The organism is Microbispora sp. H10885, assembly GCF_014161415.1.
GTDB lineage: Bacteria > Actinomycetota > Actinomycetes > Streptosporangiales > Streptosporangiaceae > Microbispora > Microbispora triticiradicis.
In genome coordinates this window covers 300,505-317,455 of record NZ_JABBWY010000010.1, presented here as the reverse complement: position 1 = coordinate 317,455, position 16,951 = coordinate 300,505, and the positions used below count along the sequence as shown (strand labels likewise).

General features: G+C 73.4%; 14 protein-coding genes. 7 read left to right on the top strand and 7 right to left on the bottom strand.

Annotation, left to right across the window (positions count from 1 at the left end):
• Nucleotides 1–34: 34 nt before the first annotated feature.
• Together HHX37_RS26940 and HHX37_RS26935 are read right to left on the bottom strand one after the other, a co-directional pair.
• Nucleotides 35–724 carry a response regulator gene (locus tag HHX37_RS26940; protein ID WP_182873474.1) on the bottom strand — a complete coding sequence of 230 codons (690 nt, stop codon included), beginning with the start codon at nucleotides 722–724 and terminating at the stop codon, nucleotides 35–37.
• Nucleotides 721–2,376 (bottom strand): histidine kinase, encoded by a 1,656-nt coding sequence (locus tag HHX37_RS26935; RefSeq protein WP_182887234.1) that lies wholly within the window; start codon nucleotides 2,374–2,376, stop codon nucleotides 721–723. The genes HHX37_RS26940 and HHX37_RS26935 overlap by 4 nt, the downstream gene beginning before the upstream one ends.
• Before the next feature lie 153 nt (nucleotides 2,377–2,529).
• On the opposite strand from HHX37_RS26935, the gene HHX37_RS26930 reads away from it, so the two are divergent.
• Both HHX37_RS26930 and HHX37_RS26925 read left to right on the top strand, forming a co-directional pair.
• The gene (locus HHX37_RS26930; RefSeq protein WP_182887233.1) at nucleotides 2,530–3,135 is read left to right on the top strand and encodes a class I SAM-dependent methyltransferase; all 606 of its coding nucleotides are present in this window, start codon (nucleotides 2,530–2,532) and stop codon (nucleotides 3,133–3,135) included.
• A gap of 18 nt (nucleotides 3,136–3,153) precedes the next feature.
• Nucleotides 3,154–4,335, top strand: coding sequence for an acyl-CoA dehydrogenase family protein (locus HHX37_RS26925; protein ID WP_111698666.1), 1,182 nt, complete (start codon nucleotides 3,154–3,156; stop codon nucleotides 4,333–4,335).
• Between the two features lie 15 nt (nucleotides 4,336–4,350).
• Here the strand turns inward: HHX37_RS26925 and HHX37_RS26920 are convergent, their stop codons facing one another.
• Both HHX37_RS26920 and HHX37_RS26915 read right to left on the bottom strand, forming a co-directional pair.
• A complete protein-coding gene (locus HHX37_RS26920) occupies nucleotides 4,351–5,271 on the bottom strand; it encodes an alpha/beta hydrolase (protein WP_182881074.1) in 921 nt (306 codons plus the stop codon).
• A 13-nt stretch (nucleotides 5,272–5,284) separates the two neighbouring features.
• Nucleotides 5,285–5,986: a gamma-glutamyl-gamma-aminobutyrate hydrolase family protein gene (locus HHX37_RS26915; RefSeq protein ID WP_182887232.1), complete on the bottom strand. Its 702-nt coding sequence runs from the start codon at nucleotides 5,984–5,986 to the stop codon at nucleotides 5,285–5,287.
• A 307-nt stretch (nucleotides 5,987–6,293) separates the two neighbouring features.
• Between HHX37_RS26915 and HHX37_RS26910 the strand changes: the two genes are divergently transcribed.
• Both HHX37_RS26910 and HHX37_RS26905 read left to right on the top strand, forming a co-directional pair.
• Nucleotides 6,294–7,475 carry an FAD-binding oxidoreductase gene (locus HHX37_RS26910; RefSeq protein ID WP_182887231.1) on the top strand — a complete coding sequence of 394 codons (1,182 nt, stop codon included), beginning with the start codon at nucleotides 6,294–6,296 and terminating at the stop codon, nucleotides 7,473–7,475.
• Between the two features lie 24 nt (nucleotides 7,476–7,499).
• Nucleotides 7,500–8,576 (top strand): WD40/YVTN/BNR-like repeat-containing protein, encoded by a 1,077-nt coding sequence (locus tag HHX37_RS26905; RefSeq protein WP_182887230.1) that lies wholly within the window; start codon nucleotides 7,500–7,502, stop codon nucleotides 8,574–8,576.
• A gap of 21 nt (nucleotides 8,577–8,597) precedes the next feature.
• Here the strand turns inward: HHX37_RS26905 and thyX are convergent, their stop codons facing one another.
• The 3 genes from thyX to HHX37_RS26890 all read right to left on the bottom strand — a co-directional run bounded on the left by thyX (nucleotide 8,598) and on the right by HHX37_RS26890 (nucleotide 12,904).
• Complete coding sequence (gene thyX / locus HHX37_RS26900) at nucleotides 8,598–9,380, bottom strand: FAD-dependent thymidylate synthase (RefSeq protein ID WP_182881077.1); 783 nt, start codon at nucleotides 9,378–9,380, stop codon at nucleotides 8,598–8,600.
• A 117-nt stretch (nucleotides 9,381–9,497) separates the two neighbouring features.
• The gene (locus HHX37_RS26895; RefSeq protein ID WP_310740556.1) at nucleotides 9,498–10,709 is read right to left on the bottom strand and encodes an amidohydrolase family protein; all 1,212 of its coding nucleotides are present in this window, start codon (nucleotides 10,707–10,709) and stop codon (nucleotides 9,498–9,500) included.
• Between the two features lie 65 nt (nucleotides 10,710–10,774).
• Entirely contained in the window at nucleotides 10,775–12,904 is a 2,130-nt protein-coding gene (locus HHX37_RS26890) for an anthranilate synthase component I (protein ID WP_182887229.1), read from the bottom strand.
• A gap of 269 nt (nucleotides 12,905–13,173) precedes the next feature.
• On the opposite strand from HHX37_RS26890, the gene HHX37_RS26885 reads away from it, so the two are divergent.
• The 3 genes from HHX37_RS26885 (at nucleotide 13,174) to mctP (ending at nucleotide 16,842) form a co-directional block, all read left to right on the top strand.
• On the top strand, nucleotides 13,174–14,844 hold the full coding sequence (locus HHX37_RS26885; RefSeq protein WP_182887228.1) for a CocE/NonD family hydrolase: 1,671 nt from the start codon (nucleotides 13,174–13,176) through the stop codon (nucleotides 14,842–14,844).
• 184 nt (nucleotides 14,845–15,028) lie between these two features.
• Nucleotides 15,029–15,253, top strand: coding sequence for a DUF3311 domain-containing protein (locus HHX37_RS26880; RefSeq protein WP_208758952.1), 225 nt, complete (start codon nucleotides 15,029–15,031; stop codon nucleotides 15,251–15,253).
• Nucleotides 15,250–16,842 carry a monocarboxylate uptake permease MctP gene (mctP, locus tag HHX37_RS26875; RefSeq protein ID WP_182887227.1) on the top strand — a complete coding sequence of 531 codons (1,593 nt, stop codon included), beginning with the start codon at nucleotides 15,250–15,252 and terminating at the stop codon, nucleotides 16,840–16,842. The genes HHX37_RS26880 and mctP overlap by 4 nt, the downstream gene beginning before the upstream one ends.
• The last annotated feature ends 109 nt before the right edge of the window (nucleotides 16,843–16,951 follow it).

Below are 16,951 nucleotides of genomic sequence, written 5' to 3'. Positions count from 1 at the left end.
TGTGGTCGATCACCGGCAGGGACCGCGGGGACACCTACATACCGGTGTCCCGGGCGTTCCGCGGAGGAGCCACGGGGGTGAAGGCGGCGTCCACCAGCCCGAATCGGTGCGCCATCACCGCCGCCTGCGTGCGGTTGCGCAGGCCCAGCTTCTCGGTGATGGCGGCGACGTGGCTCTTCACGGTCGTGACGCCCACGTGCAACCGCCCGGCGATCTCGGCGTTGGACAGGCCCACGCCGATCAGCGTCAGCACCTGCGACTCGCGCTCGGTCAGGGCCGCCGGCGGCGGCAGCGCCTGCCGCTCGGCGGCCAGGGCCCGCTCGACGACCCGCCGCAGCACCGATGGCGCGAGCGGGGGCTCCCCCGCCGCGGCCCGCCGCACGGCCTCGACCATGTGGGCGGGCGGGTCGTCCTTGACCAGGAAACCGAGCGCGCCCGCGCCCAGCGCGGCGTAGAGGTCCTCGTCCTCGGAGAACGTGGTGAGCACGACGATCCGCGCGGACGGCCGGGCGGCGAGGATCCTGCGGGTGGCCTCCAGCCCGTCGACGCGCGGCATGCGCAGGTCCATCAGCACGACGTCGGGGTGGTGCCGCTCGGCCAGCCGTACGGCCTCGGCGCCGTCGGCGGCCTCGCCGCACACCTCCATGTCCCCCGCCGCCTCCAGCATCATCCGGACGCCGGCCCGAACGAGGGCCTGGTCATCGGCGACGACGACGCGGATCACGCGAACCTCCCTCTCACGCAGTGGTCGGGCGGGCTCTCACACGCACCCTGGGGCGGGATGGGCAGCGAGGCGGTCAGCCGCCACCCGCCGTCCCCCGCCGGGCCGGCGGTGACGCGCCCCCCGAAGGCGCGGGCCCGCTCCCGCATGCCCGCGATGCCCTGGCCGTTGGACGGCAGCGCCTCCGGCGGGCGGGCCGGGCCCGGGCCGTTGCGGACCTCCACCTCCAGCGCGCCCTCGCGCGTCCGCACGCCGACCTCGGCGCGGGCGCCGGGCCCCGCGTGTTTCAGCACGTTGGTGAGCCCTTCCTGGACGATCCTGGCCGCCGCCGCGCGCAGCACCAGCGGGGCCAGGCACGCCTCGGGCGACTGCCGCAGGTCGACGTGCAGGCCGGCCGCCGACATCCGCGCCACGGCGTCCCGCAGCACGTCGCCGGGGTCGGCGAGCATGTCCGCGAGCGGGAGGTCGTCGCGCAGCGCCTCGGCGGGATCGCGCAGCACGGTGAGCAGGCCGCGCAGGTCCTCCAGGACGCGGTGCCCGGTCTCCCGGATGTCGTCCAGCGCCTCGGCGGCCGGGCCGTCCGCCCCGGCGTACTGGGCCGCGCTCGCCCGCAGGACCATCGCCCCCACATGGTGGGCCACGATGTCGTGGACCTCGCGGGCGATCCGCTCCCGCTCGGCCAGCCGCCCGGCCCTGGCCCGCTCGGCGGCCAGCTCGGCCGCGTGCCTGGCCTGCGCCTGCCGCGCGCCGACGTAGCGGCCGATGGCCACCGGGGCGGTCACCATCGTCATCAGCGCCACCACCCGGAACGGGGTGACGTCGGCGGGGTCGTCCACGGTCACGACGGCGGAGACCGAGCAGGTCAGCGCGTACGCCGCGGCGAGCCACGGCCAGGCGGCCCGGGTCGCGAACACGCCGAGTGCCACCAGGGCGAGCAGTTGCAGGCTGTTGCCGGTCCTCGGGACGTACTGGTCGGCGACGACCAGCGTGAGGCTCTCCAGCAGCAGGACCGCGCCGGGCAGGTGCCGCACGACGCCCAGCGCGAGCCCCGCGAGCATCACCCCGAGCGCGACCGCCCACACCGGCGGCACCCCGCTGTGCCAGTACGGCCAGGTGGTGAGCACCGCCAGCGCCACCCCGCCGCTGGCGAGGAGAAGGTCGAGCAGCGGGGCCGGGTCCTCCCTGCGCCGCCCCTCCTGCGTACGCAGATAACCGCCGATCAGCACCGGGGCGGCGATCAGGCCGGCCGAGTAGAACCACGTGTTCGCGGTGAGCGCGATGCCGGGGTCGGCGAGGTTCACGGCCGTCGCGACGCAGGCGAGCACGGCCACCGGCGCCGTCCAGCCCCACCCGCGCCCCCGGGCCAGCACGCCCACCGCGATGGGCAGCAGGATCTGGACGGTGTTGACGGTGAACGCGCCGAGCTGGTCGCAGCCCACCAGCAGCGCGGCCAGGTAGACGGCCACCGGGCCGGGCCATCGGCGCACCAGCCCCATCGGCAGCCCGGCCAGCAGCGCGAGTCCCAGCCCCACCCACACCGGGGCCGGACCGCTGCGGCCCGTCCAGGTTCCCGCGCTGACCAGCACGTCGAGGCCGGTCCCGCTCACCGCGAGGAACACGTCGAGGACCGGGCCACGCGAAAAGGGCCGCCGCATGGGGGAACGCTACCGAACTCCCGGGGCGGTGGCGGTCCTCCGGCCGGAGGACCGCGCCTCCTCCTTCTGGCCGCCCTCCGTGCGCCGACCGGCCGCCAGGTCGGCCCGTACTGCGGGCGGGCAGGGGCGGTGGCGCGCCCTAGCGTGACCGGCATGAACAGTGAGTCAGCGGTTCTCCTCGGCCAGTTCCTGCGCTCCCCGGCCGCCACGGGAGCGGTCGCGCCCAGTTCGCGGCGGTTGTCGCGGGCGGTGTGCGCACCGGTGCCCGAGGGGGGCGAGCCCGTCGTGGTGGAACTCGGACCGGGCACCGGGCCCTTCACCGCCGAGATCCAGCGGCGGCTCGCGGGACGGGGACGGCATCTGGCCGTCGAGATCAACCCGCTCCTGGCCGGGCGGCTCTCGGCCCGTCACCCGGGGGTCGACCTGGTCGTCGGCAGCGCCGCGGACCTGCCCGCCCTGCTCGCCGAGCGGGGACTGGCCGCGGCCGACGTGATCGTCAGCGGGCTGCCCTGGGCGGCGTTCTCCCCGGGCCACCAGGCCGGGCTGCTGCGCGCGGCGGTCGCCGCACTCGATCCGGGCGGCGCGTTCACGACCTTCTCCTACGTCCACGCCCGCGCGCTGCCCGCGGCGCTGCGCTTCCGCCGCGCCCTGACGGCCTCCTTCGAGGAGGTGGTGGCGGGCCGCACCGTGTGGCGCAACCTGCCGCCCGCCTTCGTCTACCACGCCCGCCGCCCGCGGGCGAGCGCCGTTCTCCGGTGACGGCTCTACAGTGACGGCATGGACTTCACCCTGCCGGAGAGCGCGCAGGCGGTGCGGCGCGGTGTCGCGGACGTCTGCGCACGGTACGACATGGACTACTGGCAGCGCTGCGAGGCGGAGAAGCGCTGGCCGGAGGAGGTGTGGGCGGAGCTCGCCAAGGGCGGCTGGCTCGGCCTGGCCGTCCCGGAGGAGTACGGCGGGGCGGGCCAGGGCCTGCTCGAACTCGCGGTGGCCACCGAGACCCTGTCGGCCTCCGGCTCGGCCGGGGGCTCGGCGTTCATGTACGTGCTGACGCCGGGGTTCGGGGCGCTGACGCTGGCCAGGCACGGCTCGGCCGAGCAGAGAGCCGCCCTGCTGCCGAAGCTGGCGACGGGCGAGATGGAGACCTGCTTCGCGCTGACCGAGCCCGACGCCGGATCCAACTCACTGGCGATCTCGACCTTCGCCCGCCGCGACGGCTCGGACTTCGTGGTGAACGGCCAGAAGGTCTGGATCACCGGGGTGCAGCGGGCCGCCCGGATGCTGCTGGTCACCCGGACGATCCCGGCGGAGCGGGCCCGGCCCCGCACCGACGGGCTGACGGTGTTCCTGGTCGACGTGCCCGAGGCGGTGCGGGCGGGCAGCCTGACCTACCGGCCCATCCCCAAGATGGGCGCGAACACCACGCCGTCCAACATGGTCTTCATCGACGACCTGCGGCTGCCCGCGTCCAGCGTGCTCGGCGAGGTGGACCGGGGCGTCGCCGTGCTGTGGGACGTGCTGAACCCCGAGCGCATCCTGCTGGCCGCGAGCGCGCTCGGCGCGGCCGAGGTGGCGTTGCGGGTGGGCGTGGACTACGCGAAGCAGCGGGAGGTCTTCGGCCGGCCCATCGGCGCGAACCAGGCCGTCGCGTTCCCGCTGGCGCGGGTCAAGGCCGAGATCGAGCTGGCCAGGCTGATGCTGTACAAGGCGGCCTGGTCCTTCGACAACGGGCTGCCCTGCGGCACCGAGGCCAACATCGCCAAGCTGGCCGCCTCGCGGGCCGCGTGGGACGCGGCGGACGCCGCGTTCCAGACCCACGGCGGCATGGCCTACTCGCTGGAGTATCCCGTGGCCCGGCTGCTCGCCGACGCCAGGATCGGCAGGATCGCCCCGGTCACCGAGGAACTGCTGCTGAACCACCTGGCCACCCAGGTTCTCGGCCTGCCGAGAAGCTTCTGAGCGCCCGCGCGCGGGTCACGCGAACGCCTCCTTGAGGCGCGCCGCGAGGAACTCGCGGCCCTCGACCGCCTGGTCGAAGAACCCGGGCAGGCCGAGGAAGCCGTGCAGCGCGCCCTCGAAGGACCGGTGCTCCACCGGCACCCCGGCCTCCGCGAGCGCCCGCGCGTAGGCCGCGCCCTCGTCGCACAGCGGGTCGTACTCGGCCGTGATCACCGTCGCGGGCGCGAGACCCGACTTGTCCGGCAGGTGGAGCGGCGCCAGACGGGGGTCGCGCGGATCGGCGCCGCCCGCGTACTGCTCGACGAACCACCTCATCTCCGCCGCCTCCAGCCCGAACCCCTTCGCGTTCGCCCGGTAGCTGGGCGTGTCGCACGCGACGTCGACGACCGGGTAGATCAGCACCTGGTGGGAGAGATGGAGGCCCGCGTCCCTGGCGAGCCACGCGGCCACGGCCGCGAGGTTGCCGCCGGCGCTGTCGCCGACGACCGCGACCCTGCCGGCGTCGCCGCCGTAGAAGCCGGGCCGGGCGTGCACGTCGCGGACCACCGCGAAGGCGTCGTCGGCCGCCGCCGGGAACGGATCCTCGGGCGCGAGGCGGTAGTCCACCGAGACCACGACGGCGCCGGTGCGCGCGGCGAGATCCCGCGCGAGAGGGTCGTTGCGCTCGACGCTGCCGAAGACCCAGCCGCCGCCGTGGAAGTAGACGAGCACCGGCAGCGGGCGCTCCCCGGGCTCCGGGCGGTAGATCCGGACCGGGACCCCGGCCACCGTCTCGTCCCTGACCACCGGCAGGTCGATCCTCGGCCCGCGCTGCTCGGCCAACCCGTCCATCGTCCGCATTTCGGCGATCTGCTCGCGGGTCAGGGAGGCGAGATCGGCGCCGAGGTCCGACGGGAACAGCGCGAGGTAGGCCGCGGCCTGGGGATGCAATGCCATGCCCGCAGGGTAATCAGGGGCGGGCGGCGTCCACCAGTGCCTCGATGAGGCGGTTGTCCGCACCGCGCTCGGGGTGCCACTGGACGCCGACGGCGAAACGGTGCCCCTGGAGCTCGACGCCCTCGACGATCTGGTCGTCCGCCCAGGCCACGGCGAGCAGGCCGGTGCCGAGACGCCGTACGGCCCGGCGGTGCGCGCCGGTCACCTCGGCGTGGTCGCCCACCGCCTTGCCCAGCCGGCTGGTCACGCTGATGGTCACGACGTGCTTCGCGGTCTCGTGCCGGTCGTGGCCCACGGCCGCGGGCAGGGAGGTGATCAGCGTGCCGCCCTGCGCCACGTTGAGCACGTGCAGGCCGCGCGAGATCCCGAGCAGCGGCACGTCCCCCTCCACCGCCGCCTGGGCGAGCGCCACCTCGAAGCGGTCGCGGTGCGGCTGCGGCGCGGCGAGCCCGTCGCCGTCGTCCGGCTCCGCGGCGGAGGCCTCGCCGTACAGCGCGGGATCGACGTCGACGCCGCCGGCGAGGATGACGGCGTCCAGGCGGCGCACGTGATCGCCGGCGGACACCGGGCTCAGCGGCGGCAGCAGGACGGGCGCGCCGCCCGCCTTCTCCACCGCCCGCGCGTACGCGTGCGGCGACACCGCGGCCTCACGGACCCACGTCCCCCAGCGCGCGGCCTCGAGGTAGGTGGTGATGCCGACGATCGGACGCGCCATGGCGACTCCTGGTGGTTCATGGGCGGGGCAGGGCCCATCATGGCGCAGCTTCTTTCCTTTTTGTCGACTTTTGGATCATTGACCCCACCAGTCACAGCAGTCACAAGGCAAGGATCACGAAAAATAACGAAGCGTTCACAGCTGGTTGCCTTGCCATGAATCGGTTGTGACGCACCGAAGTGAGTGGAACACTCCGCAGTGAGCGACCGGTCGGGCCGGGGCCTCCGGCGCTCGTCACCCGGAGCCGTCAGGGAGGTGGATCGACAGACCGGAGCACACCTCCGGTCCCTAGGGTGGGACACAACCGATGTCGTTGAACGCGCGCCTGATCAAGGAAAGCTTCGCGCTCGTCGAACCCGTCGCGGGGCGGGCCTCCGCGTACTTCTACGGACTGCTGTTCGCGCACTGCCCCAGCCTGCGCGGGATGTTCCCGCCGGACATGGCGGCGCCGCGCGGCCGGCTCTTCGACGTCCTCAGGAGGGTCGTCAGGGAGCTCGACAGCCCCGAGGGACTGACGTCCTATCTCGCCGGGCTGGGCCGTGACCAGCGCAGGTACGGCTTCTCCCCCGAACACCACACGGCCGCCGGCGCCGCCCTGCTCGCGACGATGAGGCGCTTCGCCGCGCGGATCTGGACCGAGGAGACCGAGGCGGCCTGGAGCGAGGCGTACGCCATGGCCTCGCGGATCATGATCGACGCGGCCGCGGCGGAGACCACTCCCCCTTGGTGGCTGGCGGAGGTGACGGGCCACGAGGCGCGCTGCCGCGACATCGCGGTCCTCACGCTCCGCCCGTCGCAGCGGATGGACTTCGTCCCCGGACAGCATGTCCCGGTGCAGACGGCCAGGTGGCCGCGGGTGTGGCGGCGCTTCTCCATCGCCAACGCCCCCCGCGCGGACGGCATGCTGCGCCTGCACGTGCGGGCCGTTCCCGGCGGCTGGGTGAGCTCGGCCCTGGTCCGCCACACGCGTCCCGGCGACCAGCTGCTGCTCGGCCCGCCCGCGGGCACGATGGCGCCGCCCGAGTCGGACCGGGACCTCCTGTGCGTCGCCGGCGGCACCGGGCTCGCGCCGATCAAGGCCGTCATGGAGCACGTCATCGCCTCCGGCCGCCGCCCCAACATCCACCTGCTGTTCGGGGTGCGGCACGCGGGCGACCTGTACGACATGCCGGACCTGACGCGGCTGGCGGCGGGCTTCCCCTGGCTGCGGGTGCTGCCGGTGGTCTCCGACGACCCCGCCTACCAGGGGCTGCGCGGCCGGCTCCCCGACGTCATGGACGCGTTCCCCTCCTGGACCGGGCACGAGGTCTACGTCTGCGGCCCGCCCCCCATGGTGGACGAGACCGTACGGCGCCTGCGGCACTCGGGGGTGCCGCTCGCCCGGATCCACCGCGACGCCGATCCGGAGCGAGACCGCGATCGGAGCGACCCGACCGGAACGGCGGGCACGCCGGACCGATTCCTGGCAGGATTCGAATCGAAAACATGATCGATATCCGGACAGGGAGGGCGCATGCCCGCACTACTCGCGATCGGCACCCGAAAAGGATTGTTCCTGGCACACTCCTCGAACGGCGGGCCGTTCGAGGTCGACCCCGTGCGCTTCTCCACCATCGGCGTCCCCTCCGTCGCCGTCGACACGCGCGGGCCCACCCCCCGGATCCTGGCCGGGATCGAGTACGGCCACTTCGGGCCGTCCGTCCTGTGGTCGGACGACCTCGGCGAGACGTGGCAGGAGGCGGCCACCCCGCCGGTCGCCTTCCCCGAGCGCACCGGGGCCGCGCTGGCCCGGGTGTGGCAGCTCCAGCCGTCGCCGGCCGAGCCGGGGGTGGTGTGGGCGGGCGCCGAGCCGGCCGCGCTGTTCCGCTCGGAGGACGGCGGGGCCACCTACACCCTGGTCGAGGGGCTGTGGGACCACCCCACCCGGCCCCGGTGGCAGCCCGGGGGCGGCGGGCTGTGCCTGCACACCGTGATCCCGCACCCCACCGACCCCGGGCGGCTCGGCGTCGCCGCCTCCGCCGTCGGCTTCTTCCGCAGCGACGACGCCGGGGCCACCTGGCGGCCGTCCAACAAGGACATCCGCGCGCCCTTCCTGCCCGAGGGAGCCCAGTATCCCGAGTTCGGGCAGTGCGTGCACAAGGTGGCGCAGCATCCCGCGCGCCCCGAGCGGCTCTATCTCCAGCACCACTTCGGCGTCTACCGGTCCGACGACTTCGGCGGCTCCTGGACGGAGATCGGTTCCGGGCTGCCCTCCGACTTCGGGTTCCCGATCGCGGTCCACCCGGACGACCCCGACCGGCTGTACGTCTTCCCGCTGCACGGCGACGTCGACCGCACGCCCGTCGGCCACCGGTGCCGGGTGTTCCGCAGCGACGACGCAGGGGTCACCTGGCAGGGCTTCTCGGAGGGCCTGCCCGAGGGCCCGGCGCACGCCTCCGTCCTCAGGGACGCCATGACCGCCGGGCCCGCCGGGGTGTTCTTCGGCACCCGGGACGGCGAGGTGTACGGCTCCGCCGACGCAGGCGAGACCTGGACGCTGATCGCCCGCCATCTGCCCGACGTCCTGTGCGTGCGCGCCGCCGTGGTGTGAAAACCGCCTGGGGACGGCTGCTCAGACCTTGCGGTAGCCGGGGATCCAGGCGCCGTCCTCGACCGTGTAGTCGCCGAACAGCGCCGGGGCCTCCGCCCGCATGATCTCCCCGATGCGGTTGAACACGAGGCGGATCTCCTCCTCCGCCCCGGCGGCCGTACGGGACTCGATGGTGTGGCGGAGGGTGCGCACGTTGGCCGTCCAGACCAGGCCCGTCGCGACGCCCTCGGGGGCGAAGCGCCGCATGAACGAGGTGCGGTGCTTCTTCTCCGAGAACGGCACGCCGTCGGCGTCCAGCCCGAAGTGGGCGGACATCCAGTTCTGGAACTCCTCCATCCGGTCGAGCATCTCGGTCGCCCGCTTCATCAGCTCGGCGTCCTCGCGCGCCCACTCGGGGAACCAGAACGGCAGGTCGTTCAGCCGGACGAACCGCAGCGACTCCTGCGAGATCGCCACCCCCGGCCGGTGCCGCACGAGCTCGTGGGTCATCACGCGCGAGACGTTGTGCAGCACGAAGCTGAAGCTGGCGTGCTCCAGGACGCTGCCGTGCGCGCTGGCCAGGATGTTGCGCAGGTACGCCTCCTGGTCGGCGCGGACCCGCGTCACGTTGGGGTTGAGCCCCGGCTCGAAGGAGCGGTAGCACAGCCGCCCGGCGAACTCGGCGAGGTCCTGCGCGTCGAAGTCGCCGCGCTCCAGCCGCTCCAGCCAGCTCTCCCCGCCGACCTCCCGCAGGTAGCGGGCCAGCTCGTCGTAGTCGACGGACGGCTTGGCGACGAGGAAGACCTCGGGCTCGACGCTGCGCATTCAGATCCCCGTTGAGTCGGTGCCGGTTGTGACGGGTCCAAGCAAACCAGCTCAGGCCCCACGATCGCGACTCGGGGGTGGGGCGCGAGGGCGTCGCCTTTACGTTGTAGATTCGGTTCAGAGGCGGTAGACGCGGCGGGCGTTGGCCGAGCCGATCATGTGGGCGATCCGGGCCGCGTCGGAGACGCTCCACTCGCCCTCGGCGATCCGGCCCGCCAGCAGCCGGGCCAGCCCGCGGCGGTGATAGAGGGCGGCCAGATAGCACAGCTCGGCGGCGCCGTGGCAGCCGGAGCCGTACATCTGCTTGTGGAACGGCACCAGCTCCAGCAGTTCGCGCAGGATATGGGCCGAACCCGCCCCGGTGAGCGCCACGGCGAGCCCGGCGTCCACGTAGACGTGCGGGAAGACGCTCGCGAGGTACGCCGCCTGGCGGTGGTGGGGATAGCAGTGCACCAGCACGACCGGCACCCCGAGCGGGGCGAGGGCGCGGACGAATCCCGTGAGCCGCGCCGGATCCGCGTCACCGAAAGCGGCGTCCCCGGAGGCGCCGTCCCCGTGAGCGTCCTCCGAGAAGGCGCAGTGGATCTGGATCGGCAGGCTCCGCTCCCTCGCCACGTCGGCGGCGGCCCACAGCAGGTGCCGTACGAGGACCGGGTCGGCGAGGCGGGCCTTAGGGTCGGCGAGCCTGCGGCCGGCCGCGGCGATCACGCTGCCGCGGGAGGGCCGGGAGAGGTCGGAGCCGGGCCAGCGGCGGTGCGCGGCGACCGTCTTCAGCCCGGCGGCGCGGGCCGCGCGGGCCGCGAGCTCGTCCCGCAGCGCGCCCGCGTAGCCGACGGCGGGCAGGCCCGCCTCGGCGACGTCCCGCTCGACCTCCTCCAGCCGGACGATCTCGTCGGCGACGGCGCCGCCGAGCCGCCCCATCTCGGCGGGCCCGAGCAGGCCGGGCGACTCCGGGCCGGCGTCCACCAGGAAGGCCGAGACGCCGGAGCCGCGCAGCAGCCGCCGGTTCACCTCGGCGGCGCCGAGCTCGGCGCGGCGGGACAGGTACACCGCGGCCGAGGCGTGCGGTTCCAGCCCGAGGACCGGCGCGCACCAGCGCCGGATGGCCGCGCCCGCCGGGGTGTCGAAGTGGGTGGTGCCGGGCGGCGCGGGCGCGCCGCCCTCGGCGACCAGCTGCTCGAACCCCGAACGCGGCGGGTCGTCGCGCCGCACCCCGTGGCAGTGCTGGTCGACCATCGGCGCGAGCAGGGCCGCGCGCACCGCGTCGGGGACGGGCACGGGCAACGGGTCCGCGGGAAGCGGCGGGGCATCGGGTCGCGTCTCCGGCACGGCAGAGGACTCTACGGCTCCCCCGCCGCGCCGGCGCCGCGCAAGGACGGCTCTTTACCCGCCGTCTACCGGGCGCAGATACGCAGCACGTTGGCGATGATCCTCGCCCCCGCGCGGCCCTCGGTGGTCAGGATCGACTCGGGGTGGAACTGCACGCCGAAACGCAGGTTCTCGGTGTCCTCGACGGCCATCGCCGCGCCGTCCGGCGTGAACGCCGTGACCCGGAAGCCGGTGACGCCCTGCTCCTTGGCGTGCAGGGAGTGGTAGCGGGCCGCGACGAACTCGCCGGGCAGGCCGTCGAGCAGCGCGCTGTCACCCTCGCGCCGGACGCGCCCGCGCTTGCCGTGCTCCGGGTACGGCAGCAGTTCCAGCGTGCCGCCGGCCTGCTCGACCATCGCCTGCAGGCCGAGGCACACCCCGAAGACCGGCAGCCTCCGGGCGTACAGCGCCTCCAGCAGGGCGGCGCAGCCGAAGTCGGACGGCCAGCCGGGGCCGGGCGACAGCACCACGAGCGTGGGCGCGATCTCGTCGAGCTTCTCCATCGGGAAGCCGTGCCGCAGCGTGACCACCGACGCGCCCTGCTGCCGGAAGTAGTCGGCGAGGGTGTTGACGAAGGAGTCCTCGTGGTCGACGAGCAGCACCCGGTGGCCCTCCCCCGGCAGGTCCGCGGGGGGCGCCGCCGGGGCGTCCTCCCTCGGGCGGGTGGCCGCGGCGAGCGCGCCGAGCAGGGCGCTGGCCTTGAGCTCGGTCTCCCGCTCCTCGGCCTCGGGGTCGGAGTCGTAGAGCAGCGTGGCCCCGGCGCGCACGGTGGCCACGCCGTCGCGGATCTGCGCGGTGCGCAGGGTCAGGCCGGTGTTCATCGAGCCGTCGAAGCCGATGAAGCCGACGGCGCCGCCGTACCAGCGCCGGGTGGTCTCCTCGTGGTCCTCGATGAACTGCATGGCCCACGTCTTGGGGGCGCCGGTGACGGTGACCGCCCACATGTGGGTGAGGAACGCGTCGAGCGCGTCGAACTCGGGGCGCAGGCGGCCCTCGATGTGGTCGACGGTGTGGATCAGCCGGGAGTACATCTCGATCTGCCGGCGGCCGATCACCCGGACGCTGCCGGGGACGCAGATGCGCGACTTGTCGTTGCGGTCCACGTCCGTGCACATGGTCAGCTCCGACTCCTCCTTCACGCTGGACAGGAGGGTGCGGATCGCCTCGGCGTCCTCGACGGGGTCGGCCCCGCGGGCGATGGTGCCGGAGATCGGGCAGGTCTCGATCCGGTCGCCGGTCACCCGCACGTACATCTCGGGCGAGGCGCCGACGAGGTGCTCACCGTCGCCGAGGTTCAGCAGGAACTCGTACGGCGCGGGGTTGGCGGCGCGCAGGGAGCGGTAGAAGGCGGCGGGGTCGGTGCAGACCGAGTGGAAGACCTGGCCGGGGACGACCTCGAACAGGTCGCCGCGCTGGAACTTCTCCTTGGCCTCGGCGACGACCCGGGAGTAGGTGCCCCTGACCGGGTCGGGCGGGACCGCGCCGGGCGTGACGAGGGGCGTCGTCTCGCCGGAGCGCTCCATGCCGTGGGTGGAGGCGCCGTCCACGGTGAACTCGTAGCGGTACTCCGTGCTGGTCTCGCGGACCCGGTCGATCACGACGAGCCGGTCCGGGAGGTGGAGCACCAGGTCGCGCTGGTCGCCGGGGCGGGTCAGGCGGTAGCGGATCGGCTCGAACTGGAACGCGAGGTCGTAGCCGAAGGCGCCGTACAGGCCGAGGTGCGGGTCGTCGCCGCGGAAGGCGGCGATGACCTCGCGGATGGCGGTGAAGACGGTGGGCCGGCGGCTGCGCATCTCCTCCGGGAACAGGTCCTCGGACTCGGCGACATGCACCTCGACGAAGCCGGGCGTCGGCTCCGACACCGGCTTGCCCGCCGCCAGCAGGCAGGAGGCGACGACGGGCAGCACGACCTGGCCGCGCTCGTTGAGCGCCCGCGCGGAGATCCGGCGCCCCCGCGCGACGATCTCCAGGCAGGGGTCGACGTAGCCGAAGGCCCATCGGCTGTAGCGCCCGGGGTAGTCCATGCCGGAGGAGAAGGCTCCGCCGCGCCGCTCGGCGAGCGACGTGACGATCTCCTCCAGCGCCTCCTCGGGCACCTCGCGCACGGCCCGCTCGACCGCGATGCCGCCCGCGGTGGTATATCCGCTGATCTCCACTGTCCACGCCCCTTTTTACGTATGCCCCGGGGCGGACATACAGAAGGCCGCCACTCACGGGGCGGCCGGTCTCCTCGATGCGAAGAATGCGAAAACGCCGCCAGCTAGCGGCGCCACCACTGGGAGGGTGCAGGAGTTCGCATGGGAAAAGCGTAGCGGCGAGGACCGCGATCATGCAACGCGACATGGCTGGAAGCACGACCACCGGATAGATATTCTGTTACTGAGCAGGAAACCCGCTCTCGGCTCCGCCGGGAAGGGAGGTCGGCATGGTCCGGGTGCCGGTCCGGGTGCCGGTGCGGATACCGGTGGGCCGTCGCGCTCCGGGAGGTCCGTACGGGCCGCCCGGCCTGCGGGTCCGGGTCCGCCGCGACGTGCCCGTGCCGATGCCGGACGGCGTGACCCTCCTGGCCGACCACTACGCCCCGGTGGGCGCCGCCCGGCCGCCGACGATCCTGATCCGCACGCCGTACGGGCGGGCCGGGGTGGTCGGCTGGATGTACGGCTGGACCTTCGCCCGGCACGGCTTCCAGGTCCTGCTGCAGAGCTGCCGGGGCGGCTTCGGCTCCGGCGGGGTGCTCGACCCCCTCGTCCACGAGCAGGCCGACGGGCTGGCGACGGTCGAGTGGATGCGGGCGCAGTCGTGGTACGGCGGCTCGTTCGCCATGCACGGGCCCTCCTACCTCGGGTACACCCAGTGGGCCATCGCCGCCGAGACGCCGGACCTGCGGGCGATGTCCGTCCAGGTGACCGCCTCGTGCTTCCGCGACGCGGCGTACGTCGGGGGGTCGTTCGCCCTGGAGTCCACCCTGATCTGGACGACCCTCACCGCCCACCTGGAGGGCAGGCTGGGAGGCGCGGCCGCGCTCATCGCGCCCCGGCGCACACGGCGGGCCGTCCTGTCGGGCCTGGCGGGCCACTCGCTGCCGGAGCTCGACCTGCTGTCGGCGGGCCGCCCGCTGCCGTTCTTCCGCGACCTGCTCGCCCATCACGGCGAGGCCCTCTGCGCCTACTGGGAGAAGAGGGACTTCTCGGCGTCGGTGGGCCAGGTCGGCGCGGAGATCACGATGACCGGCGGCTGGTACGACGTGTTCCTGCCCTGGCAGCTCAAGGACTACGCCGCGCTGCGGGCGGCCGGGCGGCGGCCGCACCTGACGATCGGGCCGTGGTACCACGCCGACATCAGGCACGGCCGGGCGGCCAACGCCGACGCCCTCGCCTGGTTCCGCGCCCACCTGCTCGGCGACCCGTCGGGGCTGCGCCTGTCCCCCGTCCGGCTGTTCGTCACCGGCGCCGGCGAGTGGCGGGACGAGCCGGACTGGCCGCCGCCGGGCATGCGGCCCGAGCGCTGGCACCTGCAGCCGGGTTCCGCCCTGTCCACCGCGAACCCGGCGGGCGGCGAGCCGGACCGCTACCGCTACGACCCGGCGCACCCCACGCCGGTGATCGGCGGCCCGGTGCTGATCGGCAACTCCGAGCCCAGGGACAACCGGCGGCTGGAGGCCCGGCGGGACGTGCTCGTCTACACCTCCGCCCCGCTCGGCCGGGATACCGAGATGATCGGCCCGGTGCGCGCCGAGCTGTTCGTCCGCACCGGCAGGGAGCACACGGACTTCGTCGTGCGGGTGTGCGACGTCCATCCCGGCGGCGCGTCGATGAACGTCTGCGAGGGGGTGCGCCGCCTGACCCCCGCCGACCGCGGGGACGAGGACGGCGTGCGGCGGGTGGAGATCGACCTGTGGCCGATGGGCCACCGGTTCCGCCGCGGGCACCGGATCCGGGTGCAGGTGGCGAGCGGGGCCTATCCGCGCATCGCCCGCAACCCCGGCACCGGGGCGCCTCTCACGGCGGGCAGCCCGATGGTCGCCTCCGACCAGGAGGTGCTGCACGATCCCGCCCATCCCTCCGCGGTGATCCTCCCCGCCGTCGCCCCCGCCTGACCGCCTGACGACGCGCTTGACCGGTTGTCGCTGGGCGCGCCGACACGACCGTTCACCGATCGGTGATCCTCCTGTTACCCCCGCGTCCCTAATCTGCGGCCGAGTAACCGTCCCGCTGATCCCGTGACCGGCCGTCGCGCGGATCTGCCGGGCACGCCTGGTCCGTGTCCGATTGGAGAACGTCTTGACGACTCCTGATCGCAGCGATGGCCGCAGCGACGACCGCAGCCCGCTGAACTGGCTGTTGCCGCTCCCCATCGCGATCCCGCTCCTCCCGCCCCTGTTCAATGCCGTGGAACCGCGCCTGTTCGGGATCCCGCTGTTCTACTGGCTGCAACTCGCCTTCATCGTGCTCGGCGTCACCACGACCACCCTCGTCTACCGCGCGACGAGGAGGAGGAACCGGTGAAGACCACCGAGATCGTCATCTTCGCGCTGCTGTTCCTGCTCGTCAGCGGCCTGGGTTTCGTGGCCGCCCGCTGGCGCCGCCCGGGCGACCTCGCCAACCTGAACGAGTGGGGCCTCGGCGGGCGCGGCTTCGGCGGCTGGATCACCTGGTTCCTGGTCGGCGGCGACCTCTACACGGCCTACACGTTCGTGGCCGTGCCCGCCCTGATCTTCGGCGCGGGCGCCATGGGGTTCTACGCCGTGCCGTACACCGTGGTCGTCTATCCCATGGTCATGCTCGTGCTGGTGCGGCTGTGGTCGGTCTCGCACGTGCACAACCTGGTCACCCCGGCCGACTTCGTCCGGCTCCGCTTCGGATCCCCCACGCTGGCCCTGCTGGTCGCGATCACCGGCATCGTCGCGACGATGCCGTACATCGCGCTGCAGCTCATCGGCATCGAGGCGGTGCTGAAGACGATGGGCGTGACCGGCGACCTGCCGCTGATCATCGCGTTCGCGATCCTCGCGGCCTACACCTACCAGTCCGGGCTGCGGGCCCCCGCGCTGATCGCGTTCGTCAAGGACTCGCTGATCTACCTGGTGATCCTGGTCGCGATCGTCTACATCCCGGCCAAGCTCGGCGGCTGGGCGTCGATCTTCGACGCCGCCAAGGCGAAGTTCGACGCGACCCCCGCGCCCGGCGACGGCATCACTCTCAACGCGAACAACCAGCTTCAGTACGTCACGCTGGCGCTCGGCTCGGCGCTGGCGCTGTTCCTCTATCCCCACAGCGTCACCGGGATCCTCGCCACGCGCGACCGGAACGTGATCAAGCGGAACATGTCGGCCCTGCCGGCCTACAGCCTGCTGCTCGGCCTGATCGCGCTGCTCGGCTACATGGCGATCGCGGCCGGGGTCACGCCGATCGGCGAGGACGGCAACACGATCACGCCGCAGCTGTTCGACAAGCTCTTCCCCGACTGGTTCGCGGGGGTGGCCTTCGCGGCCATCGGCATCGGCGCACTCGTGCCCGCCGCCATCATGTCGATCGCGGCGGCCAACCTGTTCGCCCGCAACATCTACCGTGAGTACCTCAACCGGGACGCCACCCCGGCCCAGGAGGCCAGGGTCAGCAAGATCGCGTCGTTGGTCGTGAAGGTCGGCGCGGTGCTGGTCATCCTGGGCATCGACCCGCAGTTCTCCATCGACCTCCAGCTGATCGGCAGCGTGATCATCCTGCAGACGCTGCCGTCGGTGGGTCTCGGCCTCTACACCCGGTGGTTCCACCGCGGCGGCCTGATCGCCGGATTGGCCGCGGGCATGACGGCCGGGATGCTGCTGCTCTACAACATCGCCAACCCCGCCACCAAGCACGAGCACTTCGGCGGCTCGGCCTTCCCGCTGGAGAAGCTCGGGTTCGACACGAAGATCACGGTCTACGCCGGGCTCCTCGCGCTGATCGTCAACCTGGTCGTCGCCGTGCTCGGGACCCTCGTGGCCCGCGCGCTCAGGAGCGCCGAAGGCCCCGACGGGACCCGGCCGGAGGACTACTTCGCCGACAAGGGCGACCCGCGCGTCCACGAACTGGAGACCACCGCGCCCGCGTCCTGACCGTCCGCGTACGACTTGTGGCCGGCTTGACGCGGCGGCTCGCCCGCGTGAAGCCGGCCACAAGCACGCGGTGGGACAAAGAGGCATCACCGCGAACAGCAAGGAGACG